At 69.8% G+C, this 21,008-nt stretch carries 12 protein-coding genes and 1 pseudogene; 6 read left to right on the top strand and 7 right to left on the bottom strand.

Translation table 11 applies throughout. From position 1 onward, the window contains the following. Positions 1–13: 13 nt before the first annotated feature. Both ACIRC0_RS16930 and ACIRC0_RS16925 read right to left on the bottom strand, forming a co-directional pair. Positions 14–1,864 (bottom strand): prolyl oligopeptidase family serine peptidase, encoded by a 1,851-nt coding sequence (locus ACIRC0_RS16930; protein WP_403616904.1) that lies wholly within the window; start codon positions 1,862–1,864, stop codon positions 14–16. A 130-nt stretch (positions 1,865–1,994) separates the two neighbouring features. Then, positions 1,995–3,965: an NAD-binding protein gene (locus ACIRC0_RS16925; protein ID WP_403617351.1), complete on the bottom strand. Its 1,971-nt coding sequence runs from the start codon at positions 3,963–3,965 to the stop codon at positions 1,995–1,997. Positions 3,966–4,220: 255 nt separating this feature from the next. On the opposite strand from ACIRC0_RS16925, the gene ACIRC0_RS16920 reads away from it, so the two are divergent. Beyond that, positions 4,221–5,168, top strand: a complete 948-nt coding sequence (locus ACIRC0_RS16920) for an MIP/aquaporin family protein (RefSeq protein ID WP_403616901.1) — start codon at positions 4,221–4,223, stop codon at positions 5,166–5,168. Positions 5,169–5,247: 79 nt separating this feature from the next. Here the strand turns inward: ACIRC0_RS16920 and ACIRC0_RS16915 are convergent, their stop codons facing one another. After that, the gene (locus ACIRC0_RS16915; RefSeq protein ID WP_403617350.1) at positions 5,248–7,395 is read right to left on the bottom strand and encodes a SpoIIE family protein phosphatase; all 2,148 of its coding nucleotides are present in this window, start codon (positions 7,393–7,395) and stop codon (positions 5,248–5,250) included. 409 nt (positions 7,396–7,804) lie between these two features. Between ACIRC0_RS16915 and ACIRC0_RS16910 the strand changes: the two genes are divergently transcribed. The 3 genes from ACIRC0_RS16910 (at position 7,805) to ACIRC0_RS16900 (ending at position 9,999) form a co-directional block, all read left to right on the top strand. Further along, positions 7,805–8,392, top strand: a complete 588-nt coding sequence (locus ACIRC0_RS16910) for an RNA polymerase sigma factor (RefSeq protein WP_403616898.1) — start codon at positions 7,805–7,807, stop codon at positions 8,390–8,392. Continuing rightward, the gene (locus tag ACIRC0_RS16905; RefSeq protein WP_403616896.1) at positions 8,382–9,290 is read left to right on the top strand and encodes a zf-HC2 domain-containing protein; all 909 of its coding nucleotides are present in this window, start codon (positions 8,382–8,384) and stop codon (positions 9,288–9,290) included. The genes ACIRC0_RS16910 and ACIRC0_RS16905 overlap by 11 nt, the downstream gene beginning before the upstream one ends. A 298-nt stretch (positions 9,291–9,588) precedes the next feature. Beyond that, entirely contained in the window at positions 9,589–9,999 is a 411-nt protein-coding gene (locus tag ACIRC0_RS16900) for a hypothetical protein (protein ID WP_403616894.1), read from the top strand. 7 nt (positions 10,000–10,006) lie between these two features. Here the strand turns inward: ACIRC0_RS16900 and ACIRC0_RS16895 are convergent. The 4 genes and pseudogenes from ACIRC0_RS16895 to ACIRC0_RS16880 form a co-directional block, all read right to left on the bottom strand. Continuing rightward, positions 10,007–10,192 (bottom strand): annotated as a pseudogene (locus ACIRC0_RS16895) (EamA family transporter); the annotation flags it as partial. 865 nt (positions 10,193–11,057) lie between these two features. Next, complete coding sequence (locus ACIRC0_RS16890) at positions 11,058–11,504, bottom strand: hypothetical protein (protein WP_403616891.1); 447 nt, start codon at positions 11,502–11,504, stop codon at positions 11,058–11,060. A gap of 75 nt (positions 11,505–11,579) precedes the next feature. Next, the gene (locus tag ACIRC0_RS16885; protein WP_403616888.1) at positions 11,580–12,101 is read right to left on the bottom strand and encodes a hypothetical protein; all 522 of its coding nucleotides are present in this window, start codon (positions 12,099–12,101) and stop codon (positions 11,580–11,582) included. Positions 12,102–13,295: 1,194 nt separating this feature from the next. Next, complete coding sequence (locus ACIRC0_RS16880; protein WP_403616887.1) at positions 13,296–14,312, bottom strand: hypothetical protein; 1,017 nt, start codon at positions 14,310–14,312, stop codon at positions 13,296–13,298. A gap of 671 nt (positions 14,313–14,983) precedes the next feature. Here ACIRC0_RS16880 and ACIRC0_RS16875 point away from each other — a divergent pair. After that, positions 14,984–18,208 carry a helicase-related protein gene (locus ACIRC0_RS16875; RefSeq protein WP_403616884.1) on the top strand — a complete coding sequence of 1,075 codons (3,225 nt, stop codon included), beginning with the start codon at positions 14,984–14,986 and terminating at the stop codon, positions 18,206–18,208. Next, positions 18,205–20,955 carry a DUF1156 domain-containing protein gene (locus tag ACIRC0_RS16870; protein WP_403616882.1) on the top strand — a complete coding sequence of 917 codons (2,751 nt, stop codon included), beginning with the start codon at positions 18,205–18,207 and terminating at the stop codon, positions 20,953–20,955. The genes ACIRC0_RS16875 and ACIRC0_RS16870 overlap by 4 nt, the downstream gene beginning before the upstream one ends. The last annotated feature ends 53 nt before the right edge of the window (positions 20,956–21,008 follow it).

Here is a 21,008-nt window from a genome sequence, read left to right as displayed (position 1 = left end):
CCCCTGGGGCCCGTTAGCCCACGGCACCACCCCCCAGATGCCGCGCCGCGAAGTCCAGCTCCAGCCGGACCTGCTTGATCCGCTCGTCGACCACCAGCGAGCCGTGCCCCGCGTCGTACCGGTAGACCTCGTGCACCGCATCTCGCGCGGCGAGCCGGTTCACATAGTTCTCGACCTGGCGGATCGGGCAGCGCGGGTCGTTCACCCCCGCCGAGATGTACACCGGTGCCTTCACCGCGTCGACGTAGGTGAGGGGCGAGGACGCCTCGAACCGCTCCGGCACCTCCTCGGGCGTGCCCCCGAGCAGCGTCCGGTCCATCGCCTTCAGGGCCTCCATCTCGTCGTGGTACGCCGTGACGTAGTCCGCGACCGGCACCGCCGCGATCCCGATCGTCCACAGCTCGGGCTGGGTGCCGAGCCCGAGCAGCGTCAGGTAGCCGCCCCACGAGCCGCCCGTCAGCACCAGCCGCTCCGGGTCCGCGAGCCCGGACGACACCGCCCACTCCCGGACCGCCGCGATGTCCTCGAGCTCGATCAGCCCGACCCGGTGCTTGAGCGCGTCCGTCCACTCGCGCCCGTACCCCGTCGAACCGCGGTAGTTGACCCGTACCACCGCGTACCCGTGGTCCACCCAGGCCGCCGGGCCCGCGGCGAACGAGTCGCTGTCGTGCCAGGTCGGGCCGCCGTGGATGTCGAACACCGTCGGCAGCGGTCCTGAAGCCCCCGCCGGCCTCTGCACCAGCGCGTGGATGCGGCCGCCCGGCCCGTCCACCCACACGTCCTCCACCGGCACCGACCCCGGCGCCTTGATCCCGGGAGGATCCAGCACCACCCTGCCCGAGGTGGACCGGACGACCGGGGGCTCGGCCGCGGACGACCACAGGTACTCCACGGTCCCGTCGGGCCGTGCCGTCGCTCCGGACACCGTGCCCGGCGGTGTCGGCACCCGCACCAGCTCGCGGGTGGCCAGGTCGTAGCGGAACAGCTCGCTGCGGGCCTCGAAACCGTGCACGATCAGCAGCGCGGAGCCGTCCGGATACCATTCCGCGGCCACGTCACCCGGCAGGTCCAGCTGCAGGTCCGTCTCCTCGCCGGAGGCGACGTCCCACACCAGCGGCTCCCACCGGCCGCGCCGCTGGTGCCCGATGAGCAACCGGGTGTCCCCGGCGACCGGCGCGAAGCCCAGGACCTCCAGGCCCAGCTCGACCGTGCCGCCCTTGGTGTCGTCCAGCTCCGCCACCGTCGAACCGTCCGGCCGCAGCACACGCAGCGCCGAGTGCATCGCGTCACCGTGCTCGGTGTGCTCGATCGCGATCAGCGAGCCGTCGTGGGAGAGGTCGCCCACCCCGGCCGACTCGCGGTGCCGGTAGATCTCCACCGGATCCCGGCCGGCCCGCACGAGATGGATCGTGGAACCGTCCTGGTCGGTCGAGCGGCCCACGACCGCCGTCCGCCCGTCCCGCCCGATGGCGAGCCCCGCCGGGTACGACGGCTCGAGTCCGGGAGCCGCCGGCTCGTCGGGCCCGGCACCCGCACCCAAGGCACCGGGCACGAACCGCTGGCGTCTCCAGATCCCGAACTCGTCGCCGTCCGTGTCGTCGAACCACCAGATCCACTCGCCGTCCGGCGAGAGCACGCCCTCCGTCGTGCCGGTCGCCCGGTCCGTGACCTGGCGCTGCTCGCCCGTGACGCGGTCCCAGGCGTACAGCTCGTACGTCCCCGTCGCGTTGGAGACGAACAGCGAGCGGTGCGGCGCGTCCTCCGCCCAGTCCGGCAGTGACACCCGCGGCGCCCGGAAGCGCTTCTCCCAGTCCGGCATGTCCCCGCCGCGCTCGGGCGAGGTGGACCCGTTGCTCTCAGTCATGGCCCCATAGTGCCTGGCCGGACCGACTTCCCGCGGGCGAGGTCCGCAGCCTGTGGACAACTCGCCCGCAGACGAGGTCCCCAGCCTGTGGACAACCCGGCTCCGCCCCTCGGCACGCCCGCGGGCGGGATCAGGCCCCGGCCGGCTCCGGGCGCCTGCGCCCCAGCAGGTCCGCGAGGCCGCGCCGCGTCGCCGCCAGGACCACCCGGTCCTGCGTGCGCAGGACGTAGGTGGGCGGCAGGTCCCAGACCAGGCCCGAGGCGCGGTCGGGTGTGCGCGTCTGCGGGTCCGGTGTCTGCCCGCGTTCCCCCGGCGCCGCGGTGTCCAGGGCGAGCACCCGCCACGCCCCGGCGCGGAACGCCTGGGCGACCGTCTTCCCCTCCAGCTGCGGATGCCCGGCGACGTCCACGGCGGCGAACAGCAGCACCCGCCGCTCCACCGGGATCGCCCCCAGGATCTGCCGGCCCAGCATGGCCCCGGCGAACGCGGGCGCGGCCAGGTGGGACACGCTGCGGCTGCGCGTCTGCGCGTGCGGGTGCGCGGCGCGCAGGGTGCGGTAGACGGCGGTCGCGAAGTCGTCGTCGTACAGGCGCAGGACGACCCGCAGGTCGGGCCGTACCGAGCGGGCGTACAGGACGGCCTCGAGGTTCGTCGTGTCGGAGCTGGTCAGGGCGAGCAGCGCGTGCGCCCGGTGGATCTTGGCGGCTTCCAGCACGCCTTCCTGTGTGACGTCCCCGAGCACGACCGGCACCCGCAGCCGCCGGGCCGTCGCCAGGCCGCGCGCCTCCGGGTCGCCCTCCACGCACACCACCGGGATCTTCAGCTCCCGCAGCCGGGTCATGACCCGGGTGCCGATCTTGCCGACGCCCAGCAGCACCACGTGTCCGGACAGCCCGCGCGGCGGTCTGCGCAGCGCGGTCCCGCTGCGGAAGGTGCCGAGGGCCTCGAGCACGGCCGCCAGCAGCACGGGCAGGAGCAGCAACCCGACCAACGAGGACAGCAGTTGCAGGATCTGCCGCCCGACGGGCTCTCCGATGGCCGGGTTGTCGATGGCGAACAGGTCCAGCAGCGTCAAGTAGGTGGCGCGCAGCGGAGGTTCGCCGGTGACCGCCATCGACGCGATCGCGAGCCCGACGACACAGCCCACCAGCCCGGCGACCGACCAGCGCAGCCGCCGCGAGAACAGCGAGCCGAGCGGTACGACACTGCGCCCGGCGGGCAGCGCCGGACCGGTGTAGGAGACGGTCTCCAGGACGATGGTGCCGCGTCCGGTGGCCTCCGCCACAGCGCTTTCGTCCGGCAGGAGCTCGGGACCCTGCTCGCCGCTGAAACCGTCGGCCCCGGCAGGGTCGTTGGTCGTCGCGGACAGCAACGCCAGTGTGCACAGCCCGGGGTCGGCGACCTGACCCGGCCGTGGCGGCGGGCGCTCGACGGCCCGCAGCATCAGCCCGTCGGTCTGCACCACCTTGGTGGTGCCGGCGACGGCGGTCGCGGCCAGGGCGGGCGCGGCGGTGTCGGCGTCGGACAGCACGGTCGTGGACGCGTCGAACGCCTCGGCGTCGCCGGTCCCGCCGGACGCGAGGGCCGCCGCCTGGTCGAGGAGTGCCTCTATGTGCTGCCCGAGGCGCCGGTTGTACAGGCGCAGGACGAGCCGCAGCCGCGGGTTGAGGCGGCGGGCGGTGAGCGCGGCGCGGATGTTGGTCTCGTCGTCGTCATAGACGAGCGCCAGCGCCGCCGCCCGGTCCACGCCGGCCTCCGCGAGCACGGCCTCGGACGCCTCGGGGGCCTCCATCACGCGTACCGAACCGGCGGGTTCGGCGCTGCGGCCGCCGCCGCGGGATCCGGTGGCGCGCCCGTCCGTACTGCTGCCGTTCCCGTTCCCGTTCCCGTTGCCATGGCCATTGCCGTTTCCGTTCCCCGCCGCGCGCGTGACCGCGGCGGAGACCCGGTCGAGCAGCGTCGAGGCGCGGGCACGGCCCACCACCGGCTGCCGGGCGACCCGGACGGCGGGCGGGACGACGAGCGTCACTTGCTCGCCGTACACCCCGCGCAACTCGGCGGCCAGCCGGTGCGCGAGCCCGTCGTCCCCGCACACCACCATGTGCGGGACGCCGTCACCCGACCCGTTCTGCTGCGGAACCCCTGCCCCCACGAGCAGAAAGACTGCCGTATCGGGGGTGCTGGTTCCACAGAGGCCCGTGGGACATCGGGCCTCGCCCGCACGGGTGACGGCGACGGCGGTGAAGAGCGGGGCTGCTGTCGTTGAGTCATACTCGTGGTGAGCTCGACCGGCGTCCTCGACCGCGGCCGGGGAACGAGCCCGTCACCGGCCGGAACAGTCCCTGAGGGGGCCATCATGGCTGTGGAAAACGCGCCTTTGCTCACGCCCTCCCGCCTCAGGCGCCGAGGGGGCCTGCTGGGCGAATGCCTCGCCGAGTTCCTCGGGACGTTCGTCCTCATCGCGTTCGGATGCGGTTCGGTCGCGACGGCGGTCGCCGCGCTGCCGGGATCCGGCCGTACCGCGGGACCCACCACCTTCTTCATCAGCGCCGGCGACTGGCTCCTGATCACCTGGGGCTGGGCCCTCGCCGTGACGTTCGGCATCTATGTCGCGGGCGGCGTCAGCGGCGCCCACATCAATCCGGCGGTCACGCTGGCGTTCGCGGTGCGCCGCCGGTTCCCCTGGACCAAGGTCCTCCCGTACTGGTTCGCGCAGCTGGCCGGCGGGTTCGGTGGGGCAGCGCTGGTGTACGCCGTCTACCACGACGCGATCAACACCTTCGATCACGCCATGACGGGGCCGAAGACGAACGGGCACACGCTTGCCAGCTTCTCGATCTTCGGTACGTTCCCCGCGCCGTTCTTCCACGGTGGCACCTGGGGTCCGCTCGTGGACCAGATCGTCGGCACGGCCTTCCTGGTCATGTTCGTCGTCGCGGTCATCGACCTGCGCAACACGGGGGTACGGGCCAATCTCGGGCCCTTCGTGATCGGCCTCGCGGTCGCCGCCATCGGCATGTCGTACGGCGCGAACGCCGGGTACGCCATCAACCCCGCCCGTGACTTCGGCCCCCGCCTGTTCACCTGGGTGGCGGGCTGGCAGGGCCTCGCGCTGCCCGGCACACTCCCCGGCTCCTTCAGCGACTACTGGTGGATCCCGATCGTCGGCCCACTCGTCGGCGGTGTGGTCGGGGTCCTGGTCTACGACCTGTTCATCGGCGACGTCCTGCACATCCGGGCACAGCGCGGCGAGCCGTCGGAACCCGGCCGGGCCCGTCCGGCGGAGACCCCGGACGAGGAATGACGGCGGCGCACCTGAACCGGCGGCCCACCTGAACCGGCGGCCCACCCGAACCGGACGCCCGCATTTCAGCCGGAGGGGGTCAACCGGAGACCGGATGCCCTCCGGGCGCGCGCAGCAGCAGGACGGCGATGTCGTCGGTGTGCCGGCCGGTGGGCCAGACGTGGCGGACCAGGCCGTCGATCAGGTCCTCCAGCGCATGATCGCGGACGCCGGCCAGATACCGCGCCAGGTCGTCGGTGGCCCGGCTGGTGTCGCTGCCGGGGACTTCGACGAGGCCGTCGGTGTAGAAGGCCAGCAGGGCGTCCGCGGGGAGCGGCACCCGGGTGACGGGGTACCGGAAGTCGACGTCGACACCGAGCAGCGGCCCGGGCTCCACCTCCAGCAGGCCGACCTCGTGGGAGCCGTGGCACATCAGCGGCGGAACATGGCCGGCGCTGGCGAGGGCGATCTCCCGGCCGGCCAGGTCGAGCTGTGCGTAGAGGCAGGAGACGAGCAGGCCGGAGTTCAGGTCGATGAGGAGCCGGTTGGTGCAGGCCAGGACCTGGTCCGGGGGTGCGCCGGCGGTGGCGTGGGCGTGGATGGCGGTCCGCACCTGGCCCATGAGGGCGGCCGCGGCGATGCTGTGGCCCTCGACGTCGCCGATGACGGCGGCCGCGGTGGTGGCGCTGAGGCGCAGCAGGTCGTAGAAGTCGCCGCCGACCTCGACGCCGCGGCTCGCGGGCAGGTAGCGGGCGGCCACGTCGAGTCCGGCCACGGTGGGCAGCTCGCGCGGCAGGAGCGCCTGCTGGAGGTCGTGCGCGAGCCCGTGCTGGGCGTCGTACAGGCGGGCGCGGTCCAGGGCCTGCGCGATCAGCCCGGCCAGTGAGGTCATGACGGCCCGCTCGTCGGCGGAGAAGGTGTGGGGCCGGACGTAGGACAGGACGCAGCAGCCCACCGGCCGTCCCGTGATCAGCAGGGGCAGGAAGGCCCAGGCCTGTTTGCCGCTCAGCAGGGGCGCCTCGGGGTAGCAGCGGGCCAGTTCGGTGGGGGTGGCGAAGAAGGCGGGGGTGCCGGTGGCGAGGACCTGCCCGGCGGGGGTGGCGTCGGTGTCCAGCGTGAGCCCGTCCAGGCGGTCGACGATCTCGGGCGGGTAGCCGTACGAGCCGAGGATCTTCAGACGGCCGGCTTCGGCGGCCGACAGCACCAGGCCCTGGGCGCGGAAGGCGGGCAGGATCTGGTCCGCAATCAGGTCGAACAGGTCGCGCACGCTGACCGTCTCCGTGAGTGCGGCGGCCAGGTGGACGAGCTGGTACAGACGGCCGGTCGGGGTCACCATGACCGGCCGGGGACGTGTACTCGGCGTGGGCTGCTCCCCGGCAGGGGTGATGCGGACGCTGATGCCGCTGGTGTCCGGGTGGAGCTCGAAGGTCAGCCACTGGTCCGGTGGACGCAGGGCGGTGAAGGACAGGGGAGCGCGGCTGACCACGGCCGTGCGGTAGTGGTCCTCGATCACGGGGTCGTCCATCCACGGCAGCGACTGCCAGGGCCGGGTCCCCAGCAGCCGGCCGCCGTCGCGGCCCAGCAGGCGGGCGGCGTTCTTGGTGACGAAGGTGATCCTGCCCTCGAGGTCGAGGGCCAGGGCGCCCTCGGGGAGGCGTTCGGCGTAGTCGACGGCGACGAGGCCGGCGTAGGCGGGGTGGTGCGGGGCGTCGAGGGGGACGAGGCGCGGCTGGTCGGGCAGGGTGGGCGGGCGTGACGCGTGGTCCAGGAAACGGGCCAGTCGGCGGGCGCTGGAGGTGATGTGGTGGCGTTCGCGGGAGGTGGGCCTCCGGGCGTGGTCGGCGGGCCACATCAGCACCAGTCCGCCCCAGCAGCGGCGCGTCCCGGTCACGGCGTGCGCGGCGAGCGGGAACCTGTACGGCAGGACCGCGGCGACACGCGGGTACCGGCGGGCCATGTCGCTCTGGTCCCCGACCCACACCAGCCGTTCCTCGCGGATCGCGTCGGCGACCGGGACGGGAGCGGTGAGCGGCAGCCGCCGCCATGGGACGGTGAACTCCAGAGGCATGCCGCACACGGCCACCAGCCGCAGCACCGGCTCCGCCTCCTCGATCAGGTAGATCCCGCCGATGGAGGCCCCGGTGCGGCGCACCGTCGTGGCCAGGACCGTGTCGAGGGCATCGTCCAGTCCGTCGGGTGCATCGCCCAGCGCCGGAGCCGTGCCCTTCGGCTCATCGCCGCCACCCATGGCCATATCGGGACAATACGCCCTTCGAGAGCCGCTGACACCGGAAGCGTGGCTGCTCGGGCAGGCTGCCGGACCGTCCTCGCGACTCCTCCCGGCGCGGCCGGTGCCCGGCGGTCTGAAGGCGAAGACCATGCCGGCCGCGCACCGCCGATTTCACCCAAAGTGTTGGGCGATAGTATGGAATTGTGGGACTGGATTCCCATCTGAGGCAGGTGTCACCTGCGGGTGGTGATCCGGGGATGCCGTACAAAAGCCCAGCCGGAGTCGCCATGAACTCCAACCGAGCCGTCGGCACCGCCCTCCGGCTTCCGTTGCTGACACGGACACGGTCATGACCTTCCGGGGCGGGCGGGCGGTCCCCTGGCGCGGCCGGGCAATCCCTCGGCGCGAGCGGGCCGTATATACCGGTATGCAGAGGTTCCGGTTCCCCGTGGGCCGCCTCCCGGACGAGGCTCTGCTGTCCGGTCTGGCCACCGGCGATCCGGAGCTCGCCGTCACCTTCGTACGGAGGTTCCAGCACAAGGTCTTCGGTGTCGCCGTCGCCGTCACCGGGGACCCGCAGCTCGCCGAGGACATCGCCCAGCAGACGTTCGAACGGGCGTGGCGCCATGCGCAGATCTACGACTCGCGCCGGGGTTCCGTGACGACCTGGCTCACCACCATCGCCCACAACCTCGCCATCGACGCCGTCCGGTCACGGCGGCCGGAGCCGCTGGCACCCGACGACCTCGAGGCGATCCTGGGCGTCGTCAGCGAGACCCCCGAGCAGTACGCCCTGGCCGACGAGGCGTCCTCGCGGCTGCGGGCCGCGGTGGCGCAGCTCCCGCGCGAGCAGGGCCGTGCCCTGGTGATGGCGGGCATCTACGGAATGACCGCCCAGCAGATCGCCGACTGGGAGCACATCCCGCTGGGCACCGCCAAGACACGCATCAGGACGGCGATGGGCAAGTTGCGCACCACCCTCGCCCCTCCCCAGGGGAGCGACCATGCCCAGTGACGTCACCTGCGAGCAGCTGCGGGAGATCGGCCCCGAGCTGGCCCTCGGCGTGCTTCCCGGCCGGGAACGCGCCGGGGCGGTCGCCCATCTGGACCAGTGCGCGGACTGCCGGGAGTACGTCGCGCAGCTCACCCTCGTCGGCGACCGGCTGATCGGGCTGCTGCCGTGCGGTGAGCCGCCGGTCGGGTTCGAGACCCGGGTGGCGCAGGCGCTGACACGCGGCGTGCAGGGGCAGGGCGCGCAGGCCGAGGATGTACAGGCAGAGGACGTGCAGGCAGCGGACGTGCAGGCCCGGGGTGTGCAGGTCGAGGGTGTGCCGGTCGAGGGCGCGCAGGTCGAGGGTGTGCAGACGAACGGGGCGCGGGCGCGGAGGGCGCCGGCGCACGAAGGGCGTTCGCGCGCCCGTGAGGCCGGCGTCCCGCCGCAGGACCGGCGCGGCCGCCGGGTGCGGCTGCGGGTCGCCTCCGCCGTGGCCGCGCTCGCCCTCGCCTTCGGGTTCGGCGGCTGGGCGGTCGGCACGGCGATCGAGGAGCTCGCGGCCGGACCCTCCAACCCCGCCGGGGCACCCACGGGCATGCTGAGGGCCGCACTGGTCTCGGCCCGGGCTTTCGGGAAGTCGGCGGGCGAGATCTACGCCCATCCCGGGCCCACGGGCTGGCTCTACATGTCCGTCGATCTGGCCGACGCCGGGACGCCGTACGACGGCAAGGTCTCCTGCCTGCTGGTGCGGCACGACGGCAGCACGGTCCGCGTCGGCGAGTTGGCCCTGCACAAGGGCTACGGCTACTGGGCGGGCCCGGCCCCCGTCGACGCCTCGACAGTGGCGGGCGCCCGGCTGACGGCGCCCGACGGGACGGTCCTGGCCACGGCTCAGTTCAGCGCGTCCGGTCTGGCGTAGGCGAGCGTCTCATGGGCGGGCGCCCTGGCCGGTCGTGTGCCCTGTTCGGTCGTGTGCGCTGCGCGGTCGTATGCCCTGCGCGCCCTGTCCGGCCGTGCGTCCTGCACGCTTCCTGCCCGGTCGTGCGTCCTGCGCCCCCTGCCCCGTCGTGCGTCCCGCCCGGTCGTGTGCAAGCCCTGATTCACCCCAAAGAGTGAACAAGTGGATGGATGTCCGGACTGCCCCCCTTCGGTGGGGTGTCCTGAGGCACGCAGGCCGTGCCCGGACCGGCGAAGAGGGGAAGAAGAGGGGGAAGCGTATGCGGGTCTTCGTGCTGTGCGCGTGGCTGCTGACCGCCGGTTTGGGCGGTTACCTCGCCACCGTGTGGATCCGTCACGGCGGGCTGCGGCAACGCACGCCCGGCGTGACGCGACTGCCGCTGTGGCTGATCGTGGGCCATGTGGCACTCGCCGTGGCAGGGCTCGCGGCCTGGACCGTGTACCTCGTGGGCGGGACCGGGGCCGCGGCCTGGACGGCGTGCGCGGTCGTCCTGGTCGTGGCCGCCTTCGGCTTCATGATGCTGCTGCGCTGGCTGCCCAGCTCCGGACGGCACTCCCAGGGCGGCACCACCGCGGAACGGCACTTCCCCCTCGCGGCCGTGGTGGCGCACGGCACGAGCGCCGGCGCCACCGTGCTCCTGGTCGTGCTCGTGGCGCTGCGCCGGGCGTGAATCCGCCTCACCCCAGGGTGAGCAGAACGATGGCAACGGCCGAGCCCACCAGGCCGATCACCTGCGTCCGGGTGGCCCGCTCGTGCAGGACCGCAAGCCCGAGGACCGTGGGAATCGCCGGATACAGGGAGGCCAGGACGACGGCGATGGCCATCATCTGCCGACGGGCCGCCCACAGATAGAGGATGAGGCCGAAGCTCGCACCCGCCCCGACGACGACCGAGGAGCCGGCGCAGCGGCCGTCGCGGAATGGTTAAGCTGGCGGAGCCGTCACGGGATCCGGTCACGGGGTCCTGGGCGTCGTTCGCACCGAAGAAGACGCCGTCGTTCATCCACTGCGACTGGACGAACTCGAACTGCCGCCCCAGATGCGCGCCGATGAACGCGAAGATCAGACCGCGGTCGGCTCCGTCGTCCTCCAGCACTCCCTCGGGCAGCGGCGGGCCGTAGACGGCGCCGCGCCGGATCATGCGGTGCAACCGCACCTCTCTCGCCACGGCCGCGTCACGTGGGTTGGCGCGGCGGATGTGGCAGCCGCCGGGTGTCGTGAACCCCGCCGGGTCGTCGCTCTCGTACAGGAAGGTGTTACGGCGGTGCGGGTCGGCGCCGAGCGCGGGATCGTCGTGGTCCGGGGCCAGCGCCAGGGGAGCGCCGCTGCGCCACCGCCCCATGATCTTCGCGACGCTCCAGTTCGGCCGCTTTGCGACCGGCCTCCGCCGGATAGCTCCACGAGACGTAGATGCTCACCCGCCGCCCGCCAGGGGTGTACTCCCGCGGAATGTGCCGCTGGTTGTACGTGCGCGCTGTCCTGACCTCGCTCATTTCGTCCAGCCTCATTGCACGTGGCTGATTGCATATGGCTCACTGCTCTGGTCGAGCGTCTCTGAAAGGGCGCTCTTGACCCGCAGAGCCTTCTTGATCTCGTTTCCGCCGTCACGTACGGATACTCCCCGTACTCGATGAAGCTCGGGCACTGGTGTTCTCGTACGAAGCGCACGAACGCTTCGGGTTCGTCCGCCAGTCCTCGGGAAACCCTTCGAGATTCTCGAACACGGTGCTCACGCCCGCCTTTGTGAAAAGGGCGATGGCGTCCTCGGTGTACTTGTCGAAGTCGGTGTCGAAGATCCCGTGATACATGAAGCAGTGTCGTCGTCGGAGAGAACCCAGCGCAGATAGTGCAGCTTCAACGGCGCGAGAAGGTACGGGTCCTCCTCCAACGCCTTGGCCAGGGTGTGGCCGTACTCCCGCACGGCGTCGGCCGTGCCCGGTTTGACCTTCGCGATGACGGTGAAGCCGTAGCAGGCCGGAGTGGCCCCCAGGTGCGCACCCTCGGTAAGCACGTCCCTCCACCAGTCTTCGCTGGCTGTCGGTCCCTGCCACACATGCGGTGCCATCCCGTCAAGGATCTGCATCGGGTCAGCGCACGTCGCGGCCATCGCCTTCGCGTCACCGCGGTTGAAGGCAGCGACGTACTGGACCACCGCCGCGATGGGATCGTTCGGCACCACAGGTCTCCTCTCCTCGCGTGCTCGGAGCGTTCTTCTCGTGGAGCCCTTTCTCAGCCCCTGCGGAAGACGGCATCAGTGATGGATGGTCGACTTGGCGCCAACGATGATCAGGCCGAGCGCCAGGTTCACCAGACCGGAGACCACGACCAGTCGGCGAGAGGCCCCGGCGCGAACGGCGGCAACGGTCGACCACGCGACCTGCTCGATCAGGGCGACCCCCAGTGCGAACCATGCCGTTCCGGCAAGTCCCAGCCCCAGCAGGGGACTGATCGCCACCGCAACGGCCGGGGGAACGGCGGCCTGGACCATCGGCCACTCGTGCCGGGCCACATGGCGTACCTCGCTCCAGCTCAGGAACTGCCCGTGCACCCGCTCCCCGGCCAGACGGGCGTAGACATGCGCGGCCCAGAACACGATGCCGGTGACGAGGAGGAACAGTACGAGGTCGAGGCGGGGGAACGGCCCGAATGCTCCGGTCCCGGCTATGACGGACGCGGCTAGGAGCGCGCCGTAGATCGCACCCGCGTAGTCGGTTCGCGCCCGGTCCGGACGGTGCTGCGCGGTGCCGCCGTTCGGGGAGGGGACGCTGGGCACATCTCCAGGATTGCCGGGACCACCGCACAGTGCACGACGGAGGCCACCCGCTTACAGCAGTCGGCCGATCGCGGCCCCCGTGGCCGAGGCGAACATTGCGTACGGTTCGACCGCGCCGACGGGCCGGTGTACCCGGCGGTGACGTCGGCCTCGGGACCCGGCACCGCCTGCCCGCCGGGCAACTTCTCGTCCGCCGCAACACCACGTGCCTTCGTCGGAGACCCGGCGGGCCCTCCGGAAGCTGGGGAAGGCGCTGGGCGGCGGCAAGCAGAAGGATGGCAAGAAGAGGGGGAAGCGCAAGCAGGAAGAGCCGTCGGACATGGACGGTCAGCAAGATTCATAGCGGTTGCTGTACTCCGCTGCTGCACATACGTCAGAGGCCCATTCACGATCACGTGAATGGGCCTCTGACCAGCGTCGGGGTGGCGGGATTTGAACCCACGACCTCTTCGTCCCGAATGAGGTTCGGTTGGTGATCCTGCCAGCCGCGATGGCGTTCCCGCAGGTCAGATGGGTGGGCTCGGTTGGTGTGGCGTGGCTTGGAAGGGGCTCGGGGAGCGGCTTGGCTCCCAGGTGGCTCCCAGCAGGAAGCGGTCAGCGTGTGCCGTCGAGCTTGCGCATTAGCTCGGTGACCAGCGCGTGGTCGCGAGCGGCGTCGAAAGGCTCGGACGGATCACGCAAGATGCGGCCTTTCCGGGACCACTCGTTTCGTTCGGTCTCCCTGGCTGCGAACGCGCTCGGCCCTGCGGTACACGACAGAGAACACCTCCGGGAGGTCCTGCGGGGCCGGTGCGATGGCCTGCGGCTGCTCCGTGATTACGTCCTGCGAGCTCGGTCGCATTTTGACAGCCAAGCCTCGCACCCAATCCATCCTGAGACGATCAATCAGGCGACTGGGAATAATCATTCTTCAACGTCGAGGGGAGTGGTGCCGCCGGGCGGCCGGGCTGATCGGTGACCGCCGCGTAGCGCCGCTCCAGCAGGACGATTCGGTTGGCCAGTCTTCTCGGAGCTTCCAGCCTCGCGGCGGCACTCTGTCACTTGCCAACGCTGACGTCGGTGTTCGAGGACGGCCTTCCAGAGCTCCAGGCGGTGGCGAGAGTCCTTCGGGAACGTGAAGCGGAGGACCCCCAAGACAACGGCAGCCACCAGCACGGGTGCGGACCCCGGGTGGTCGGTGAGGAACGGCATGGATCAGCCCTTCCCATCGCACAGGTCGAGCGAGGCGGTGCCCAGCACCACTCGGTAGGTGTCACCGTGGCGGGTAAATCCGGCACCCTTGACCCCGGCTTCCCGGTGGGTCAGGGCCAGAGCCAGGTCGCGAGGTTCGGGATAGCCGGTCCAGCGGTACTCCCATGAGTCGCCGGCGCCCCAGAGTCGACGTACGGGACCGTGCCGGATCACTTCTGGTTCCTTCCGGCGCTCGACTCCGGAGCGCTCCAGAGGATCCCAGGACAGACTGGTCGCCCAGTGGCCACGCCGATCAACCAGGTTGTAGCGGGAAACGAGACCTGCCAGCAGAGTGGTGGCCTCTCCCGAGATCGGGGGGACCGCTGCCAGTGCGCGGCGCTCCTGCGTGGTGAGGTCGTTGTCCAGCGTGAGATAGGGGTGCCGGGGCACGAGGCTGCGCCTGTTGCCGCGCCGACATCCGGCCGGGTCACCGGTGATGGTCAGCAGTGCACCGGTGGGCAGATGGCGCAGACAGACGGAGCGCTGCCCATGGCACGTGTAGCTGACCTCGTGCCGTAGTCCGGGGACGCCGCGTGAGTCGGCCCCCTCGTTGGCCAGCAGCCGGGTGGCCACGTTCTCCGGGGCGCGCTCCGCCACCATCACCAACTGGTCCCTGCGGGGCGACATCACTGGGTCGTACGAGGCGACAACCGAGTAGTTCCACTTCGCAGTCGGACCGGTGTACACGTTGCCGTTGAAAAGCGCGAGCGCTAGTAGGGCCCGGAAGGCGCGCTGGTCGTCCGAGCAGTCGTCCAGGCCCAGTCCGCGGGTGTCGCTGCTGATCGCGGATCGGGCAGCGGCTTTGCTCTCCCCGGTGTACTGGACGCGAAGTGAGATCCGCTCCTTGGGTGCCATGGTGTGGACGGGGAGTCCGCCCAACTCGCGCGCGGCGGTCAACCGTGCCTGCTGGAAGGGGATGACGTCCCCGGACTCGCGCCGGATACGGCGTGCGAGTGCGGCGATGTCCCTGTCGAGCGTCATGTCCGGCTCCCGGTGGGCGCGTATCAGTGCTCCCGCCCACTGCGCCCCATAGGAGGAACGGCAGTTTTCAATCACGCGCGCCCGGCGGCACTTTGCGCCCTCAACCCTGGGTAGTTGCGGGAGGAACCCAGGTCCGACGTAACGGCGAGCGTGGTCGCCTGAGACCGGAGCATAGCGCCTTGAGGGCGTGTGGGCGAGGTATGAATCGGAGACCCCAACCGCACCGTCATAGGCGGCCCACCTGCGCGCAAGGGCGTCAAGTGAGGAGATCCGGCTGAAAGCCTGCTATCGCTGAACTCAGTTACGTGCGTTCAGTGGCAGCGGGGGCGCCTGCGCCGGACTGGAGGCGGAACGCGAGGCGGCCGTCAGGGAAGGCTGCCGCCTGGCTGTCGCTCGTGCTGCCCTGACCGACCGACCCGCATCTGTTCCAACCGCCCCTTGCGCCCGTGGCTACGGGGGGCGGAGTCGCGCCCGCGCGACCCCCTTCGTGCTCTTCGTATTGGAAGTAGCAACGAAATACAGTAATTTGACATTCCATTAGTAAGTCGCAGGTGGGGGAACCGCGGCTGGCCGAGGGGGAGGGACCAGGGCATGGCTTATCCACGTGCGGTGGGTTGGCTCCTGGCCAGTCTCGGCTGGGTTCCGGCGAGTCTTGAGGCTGACGCATAAGCATGCAGGCCCCAGACACGTTTGAGCGTGGTCAGAGAGTAAGGGTCCAGGCCGCTGGCGTACCGGAGTTCGCCACGGTCAGGTTCGCCCTGCCCGGAGATCAACCGGGGTCATGGGACCTCATCCTGGTCGACGACGAAGACCGTCGTCACGAAGTGAATCTGGCAGCTGGAGACACGGAGACCGTGCGGCCTCTCGTCAGCGACGGGAAGGCTGACTCCGCACGTGTGCTGGCGGCCATGTGGACACAGTGGATGAACGCCGCGGCGACCAACGCCGAGTCCAGCGCGATGGCAGCCACACCGCTGAAGCCGTACGCGCACCAGACGACGGCCGTCTACGGGGCAATGCTTCCCCAGCCCCTGCTGCGTTTCCTCCTGGCCGACGAGCCGGGTACCGGGAAAACGATCATGGCCGGTCTGTACCTGCGTGAGATGCAGAGGCTCGGCCTGATCAAGCGGGCGATCATCGTGTGCCCGGCGAACCTCGCCACGAAGTGGGTGGACGACTTCCAGCGGCTGCTGGGGGGCGGTCTGCGCCAGTTGACCTCAGCCACGGTGCGTGAGGACGCCCTGAACTCCAACGACCTGTGGGTGGTTTCGCTCGAGTTAGCAGCGGTGAATCCCGCGGTACAGGACGCCATCCGGCCGGACAAGGCTGGCTGGGATTTGGTCGTCTTCGACGAAGCGCACCGGCTGACTCCGACTGCCGCCGGATTCCACCAGGTCGGACGGCTGCTGGCCAAGAACACACCGCGGGCGTTGCTGATGACGGCAACGCCCCACCGAGGCAAGGAGTGGCTCTTCCGGCACCTGCTGCACCTGGTCGACCCGGAGATCTACCCGGATCCGGGCAGCGACCCTAACGTCGAGCTCAGTGCCCTGCGCCCTGGCCCTATCCACTTCTTGCGGCGGATGAAGGAGGACTTGGTCGACTACGACGGCACGACCCGGTTGTTCAAGGGCCGCACGGCCCACAACCACAGCGTCCCGCTGTCGCAGACCGAGTACGGCTTCTACAAGGCCGCCCTGGAAATGGTCGACCGGTTCTTCCCTCCGGTGGCGCAGCCGCTTGCCCGCATGGTCTACGGCAAGCGAGCAGCCTCCAGCCTCTACGCTCTGGCCCAGACGCTGCGCCGGCGGCATGAGCACATGGGGGCGATGAGCGAGGCTGAGGCGGCGCTCATCGCCGACCGCGAGGACCACGGTGACGAGGCCGAGGTCGACGAGGCGAAGGTGATCCATACGGTCTCGGCCTCTACAAGGGCGGAGCGAGCTGCGATCAACAGCCTCGTGCAGCAGATCGAGGCAACGCTCAACGACGCACGCTGGCAGCCGTCGAAGTGGAAGCGGCTCACCGACGACTGCCTGGCCCCCCACGGGATTCACCCTGGAAACGTTGATCAGGCCGTGGTCTTCACCGAGTATGCCGACTCGGCCGAGTGGATCGCCCGGCGGCTCCAGGACCAGGGATATACCGCCCAGCTCTACTCCGGCCGCCAGAGCAAGACCGAACGTGACGAGGCGCGCAAGGCATTCATGCGCGGCGAGTTCCAGATCATCGTCACCACCGATGCCGGCAACGAGGGCATCGACCTGCAGGCCGCGCACGTGCTCGTGAACTACGACATCCCATGGTCCTTGGTCCGCCTCGAACAGCGGATGGGCCGCATCCACCGCGTGGGTCAGCAGCGCGACGTCTACCTCTACAACCTGGTCGCCACCGACACCCGGGAAGGCGTGACCTTGCTGCGCCTCCTGGACAACTTCGTCACGGCCGCGAACGAACTGCGCGGCCAGATGTTCGATAGCCTGTCGGTGGTCGCCGAAATGACCGGCGTTGACTACGACAAGTGGCTGTCGGACCTCTACGGCAACGACGAGCTGAAGAAACAGCAGGCCATCGACGCCGTCCAGGCGGTCCAGGCCCAGGAACTCATCCGGGCGGCCCGGAAAGTACGGGACAACGAGCGGCGCCTTGCCAGCCAGGTGGACGCGGTGGCTGCGCTGACGCTGCTCCAGCGTGACTTATTCGCACGCATCAACCCTGCCATTGTCGAGGCATATCTCGATCGGCTCGCAGCGGCCGGTGTGCTGAAGTCCACGCCCACCGCGGCCGGGCCCGGGTTCCGGCGGCTCTCCCGGAGCGGCAAGGCAAGATTTCCGGCCACGTTGGGCGGACGGAACGAGGTTCACGTTGCCACCAGCGGGGACGTGGTGCGCGAAGCCTCGGAGAGCATCGATGTCGGCGACACCGTCACCCTCGGGCCCGGGGAGCCCGGCTTCAGCGACCTGATTGACATAGCCGAGCACACCCTGGCCGAGGACCTCTACCAGTCCGGCGCCGCGGCAGATCCCACCAGCCTCACCCCGTACGACCTGTACGCGTACGAGGCCACGATGACGGAGAGCAACGGCAAGCGCGCCAGCGTATGGGCCACCTTGATCAAGGTTGACGACAGCGGCACCGCCCGCCCGGTGAGGTGGGAGTCCCTGGCCAACCTCGTGCCCACCGACCAGAACGGCAGCGCACCGCATCCGGCCCGGGAGGGACACGCGCTCACAGCTGCCCGACGAGTGGCCGCCGCGACCGTCGCAGAGCACCGGAAGGTGCGCGCCGACTGGTTCGCTCAAGCCCGCCGTGACCTGACCAACCTGCCACTGAGCCTCACCGACCGCATCGATGATCGCGCTGCCCGGCTGGAGCTGAGGCACCGGCTTCAGGCCCAGACCGCTCAGCGCCTCGAAGAGCTCGAGCGGCTCGCAGACGTGCAGCTGACCGAACCGAAGCAGGTGGGTCGGATCCGGGTCCTGGCCACTGCCGACATCAGTGTCCAGGCCGAGATCGGCGCCGAACTGGTCTCCATGCGACGCGTGCAGCAACTCCTTGAGGATGACGGCTGGACAGTGGCCGATGTCCATACCGAGGGCCGCGGTTACGACCTGGAGGCCCGCCGCCACAGCCAGGTCCGCCATGTCGAGGTCAAGGGCGTGCTCGGCAGCGCGGCCAGCGACGGCATTCGGATGACTGGCAACGAAGTCCTCATCGCTACCCAGCACCGCAAGGAGTACTGGCTGTACGTCATCGACCAGTGTGCCGACGGCAAGGGCCGATTCTTCGGCGCCTATCAGGACCCCGCCACCCTCTTCGCGAACGTCATGACCGGGAACGCGGTGTTCCGCGTCCCGGGCAGCAGTCTCAAGAACGCCCCCGGGAGCAACGCATGACCCGCATGATCGAACGCTGGTTCCCCTGTGCCGAGGTTTCGGTGAACAGTTCAGCGGGGTGGGGAAGCGGTGCGACCGAGATCGGGCTGTTTCCGTGGTTCGCAAAGCGTCCTGTCGCACAGGCCAAGGCAGCGGTGCTCTGCTCGCTGCTGCCCTGGCCAGAGGATCAGGCCGAGCAACAGCGTCTTCAAGGGCTGGTGCACACAGCCATGTCCGGGCGCTACACCGCCTGGCAGTCACTCCACGACGAGATTCTCAAGGCGAACCCTGAGGGCGCATCGGTCCTGGACCCGTTCAGTGGGCGCGGAATGATCCCGCTCGAGGCGGGGCGGCTTGGGCTTGAAGCCCACGGTGTCGACTACAGCCCGGTCGCGGTGCTGGCCAGCTCACTTCTCACCGACTTCCCCTTCCGGGACTGGTCTCAGGAGCCGAGCCTGCCGTTCGCCGAGGAGAGCGACGCTCTCTACGACGACCGGCCCCGGCTGCTTGTTGACGTTCGCGCCACTCTCGATGAGGTGGGACGCCGGTGGACGGCAGCCATGGCGGACTACTACCCCGAGGTCAACGGCAAACGACCGTGGGGGTATCTGTGGGCCATCGCCATACCGTGCCAGGAGTGCGGCAACCGGTTCCCTCTGGTCGGCTCGTACGAGCTGCGACGGCCGAGTCAGAAACGTGGCCGCAAGGGCGCCCCGCCTGTCAATGATCCCGGCCAGTCGTTCTACATCGAAGCCGACCCGGCTGCTGGAACCTGCGCACCGGTGGTGCACGAGGGACCTCCAAGGCGTACCCCAACGCTGACACGCGCTCGTACGGCTGAGGGTCGGACGCTGCCGGGGAAGTCGGCGATCTGTCCGTTCTGCAGCCATGTACACCCACTCGATGTGCATCGCCGACTCACCGACGAGGGGCGCGCCACGGACATGCTCCTAGTGGTGGCCGACCACTCGGACGACTTCGGCAAGGAGTATCGGGAGCCCACCGAGGCGGAGCTCGAGGCTGTCGCCGCAACGCCGGCGGCACTACGTGAGCTGTCCGACCCGAGCCCCTTTCTGAGTGCCGTACCCGACGAACGGATCGCACCGGGCAACAACAACATCATCGGGCCTTCCATCTATGGGGCGCGCACCTACGGCGACTTCATGTGTGATCGGCAGACCCTGGCCTTCGTCATGCTCACCCGGTCCATTGCCGAGGTGGCCAACGAACTCATGTACAAGGCGGGGGTGAGCGCTGACTACGCACGAGCTCTGAGTGGTTACGCAGGGGCGGTCGTCGCGCGGAAGCTCCGGAGGGCTACACGTGGTTGTGCTCTCGATCCAAAGCTCAACAAGGTTCACGATATTTACGCGAACCAGGGGTCGATTGTGTTCTCCCAGGACTTCTTCGAGGTGGGGATTGGGACGGGTCCGGGATCGTGGTCGTCACTGTGCAAGAGCAGCATGTCGACGCTCTCCAACCTGATGGCGGATATCCAGGGGACGCCGGTCAACGTGACGCGGGGGTCGGCTACCTCAATGAACCTGCGGGACACATCCGTCACCGCTGTGGTGACCGACCCGCCGTACGACGAGATGATCGCGTATGCCGACTCCTCCGATCTGATCTACGCATGGCTGAAGCGCGCCCTGCACAGCACCTGGCCCGAGCTCGTCGTCACTTCCGACGAGCACGGCTGCCAGGAGAAGTCGGAAGAGATCATCGTCAAGCGGGTCCGTGGAGAGGCGCCCAACGAGCATCGAACTCGCGAGCACTACGACACGAAGATCGCCCAGGCGTTCGGCGAGATGCGTCGCGTGGTCCGCGACGACGGACTGGTGACTATCGTGTTCGGATCCGGAGACCCGGAGGTCTGGCAGCGCCTGCTCGCGGCCATCGAGAAGGCCGGCCTGGTGATGACGGGGTCCTGGCCCGCGAACACCGAGGCCAGCAACCACCAGGGCAAGGCGAACATCGAGACCACCCTGACCATGTCGTGCCGCCCCATGGCGCCCGGACGATCCCCCGGGCGCAAGGGCGCGGTCGAGGCCGAGATCAAGGCCGAGATCAAGCGGCGTTACCCGGACTGGGAGCGGTGGGGCTTGGCGCCGGCGGACATGCTGATGGCCGCTGCCGGACCCGCCATGGAGGTCGTCGGCCGTTACAGCGAGATCCTCGACGCCAAGGGCGAACCCGTCGACATCTACACGTTTCTTCCGCTGGCGCGAGCTGCAGTTCAGGAGGCCATGGCTGTCGAGATCAACCACCAGCCGCTGGAGACCTTTGACGCTCGAACGCGGTTCGCGTTGTGGTGGATCACGCTCTACAACCGCCAGATCCGGGCGAAGTCCGAACTGCGCTGGCAGGCTCTGGCTTCCTCACTCGACCTGGCAGCGATACGCGACCTGGTCCCTGATGCCGACAAGGGCGTGCGGTTCATCGCTTCACGGGACTACAAGGGCAAGATCGACGGCGATTCGACCGTGATCGACATCGCCCTCGCGCTCGCAGCTGCCTCGGAGGAGGGCCTACAGGCCATGGGGCAGGTACTGGCGGCCGCAGAGCACGCGGCCGACGACACCTTCCTGTGGGCCGCCGTCCAGTTCCTCGCAGACCGGCTTCCCGACAACGACCCGGACTCCGTCCGCTTCACCCGCGTGTTGCGCAACCGGCCCGGCGTGGTCAGTGCCGCTGAGGCCGTTGCTGCGAGCGACTACGAAAAGGCCCAGCTCCAACTGATCGACGACGTCCAGTTGCGGCTCATGTGATGACGACCAACACCACCCTCACCCCCGTGATCCTCATATCCACCAGCCCAGGA

The organism is Streptomyces sp. NPDC093984 (assembly GCF_044764595.1).
GTDB lineage: Bacteria > Actinomycetota > Actinomycetes > Streptomycetales > Streptomycetaceae > Streptomyces > Streptomyces cynarae.
This window is presented reverse-complemented; position numbering and strand designations above follow the sequence as displayed.

Excerpts from the sequence above, each read along its gene's own strand:
- ACIRC0_RS16930 (WP_403616904.1), bottom strand. The coding sequence starts at position 1,864 with ATGACTGAGAGCAACGGGTCCACCTCGCCCGAGCGCGGCGGGGACATG.
- ACIRC0_RS16925 (WP_403617351.1), bottom strand. The coding sequence starts at position 3,965 with ATGGTGGTGTGCGGGGACGACGGGCTCGCGCACCGGCTGGCCGCCGAG.
- ACIRC0_RS16920 (WP_403616901.1), top strand. The coding sequence starts at position 4,221 with ATGGCTGTGGAAAACGCGCCTTTGCTCACGCCCTCCCGCCTCAGGCGC.
- ACIRC0_RS16915 (WP_403617350.1), bottom strand. The coding sequence starts at position 7,395 with ATGGGTGGCGGCGATGAGCCGAAGGGCACGGCTCCGGCGCTGGGCGAT.
- ACIRC0_RS16910 (WP_403616898.1), top strand. The coding sequence starts at position 7,805 with ATGCAGAGGTTCCGGTTCCCCGTGGGCCGCCTCCCGGACGAGGCTCTG.
- ACIRC0_RS16905 (WP_403616896.1), top strand. The coding sequence starts at position 8,382 with ATGCCCAGTGACGTCACCTGCGAGCAGCTGCGGGAGATCGGCCCCGAG.
- ACIRC0_RS16900 (WP_403616894.1), top strand. The coding sequence starts at position 9,589 with ATGCGGGTCTTCGTGCTGTGCGCGTGGCTGCTGACCGCCGGTTTGGGC.
- ACIRC0_RS16880 (WP_403616887.1), bottom strand. The coding sequence starts at position 14,312 with ATGACGCTCGACAGGGACATCGCCGCACTCGCACGCCGTATCCGGCGC.
- ACIRC0_RS16875 (WP_403616884.1), top strand. The coding sequence starts at position 14,984 with ATGCAGGCCCCAGACACGTTTGAGCGTGGTCAGAGAGTAAGGGTCCAG.
- ACIRC0_RS16870 (WP_403616882.1), top strand. The coding sequence starts at position 18,205 with ATGACCCGCATGATCGAACGCTGGTTCCCCTGTGCCGAGGTTTCGGTG.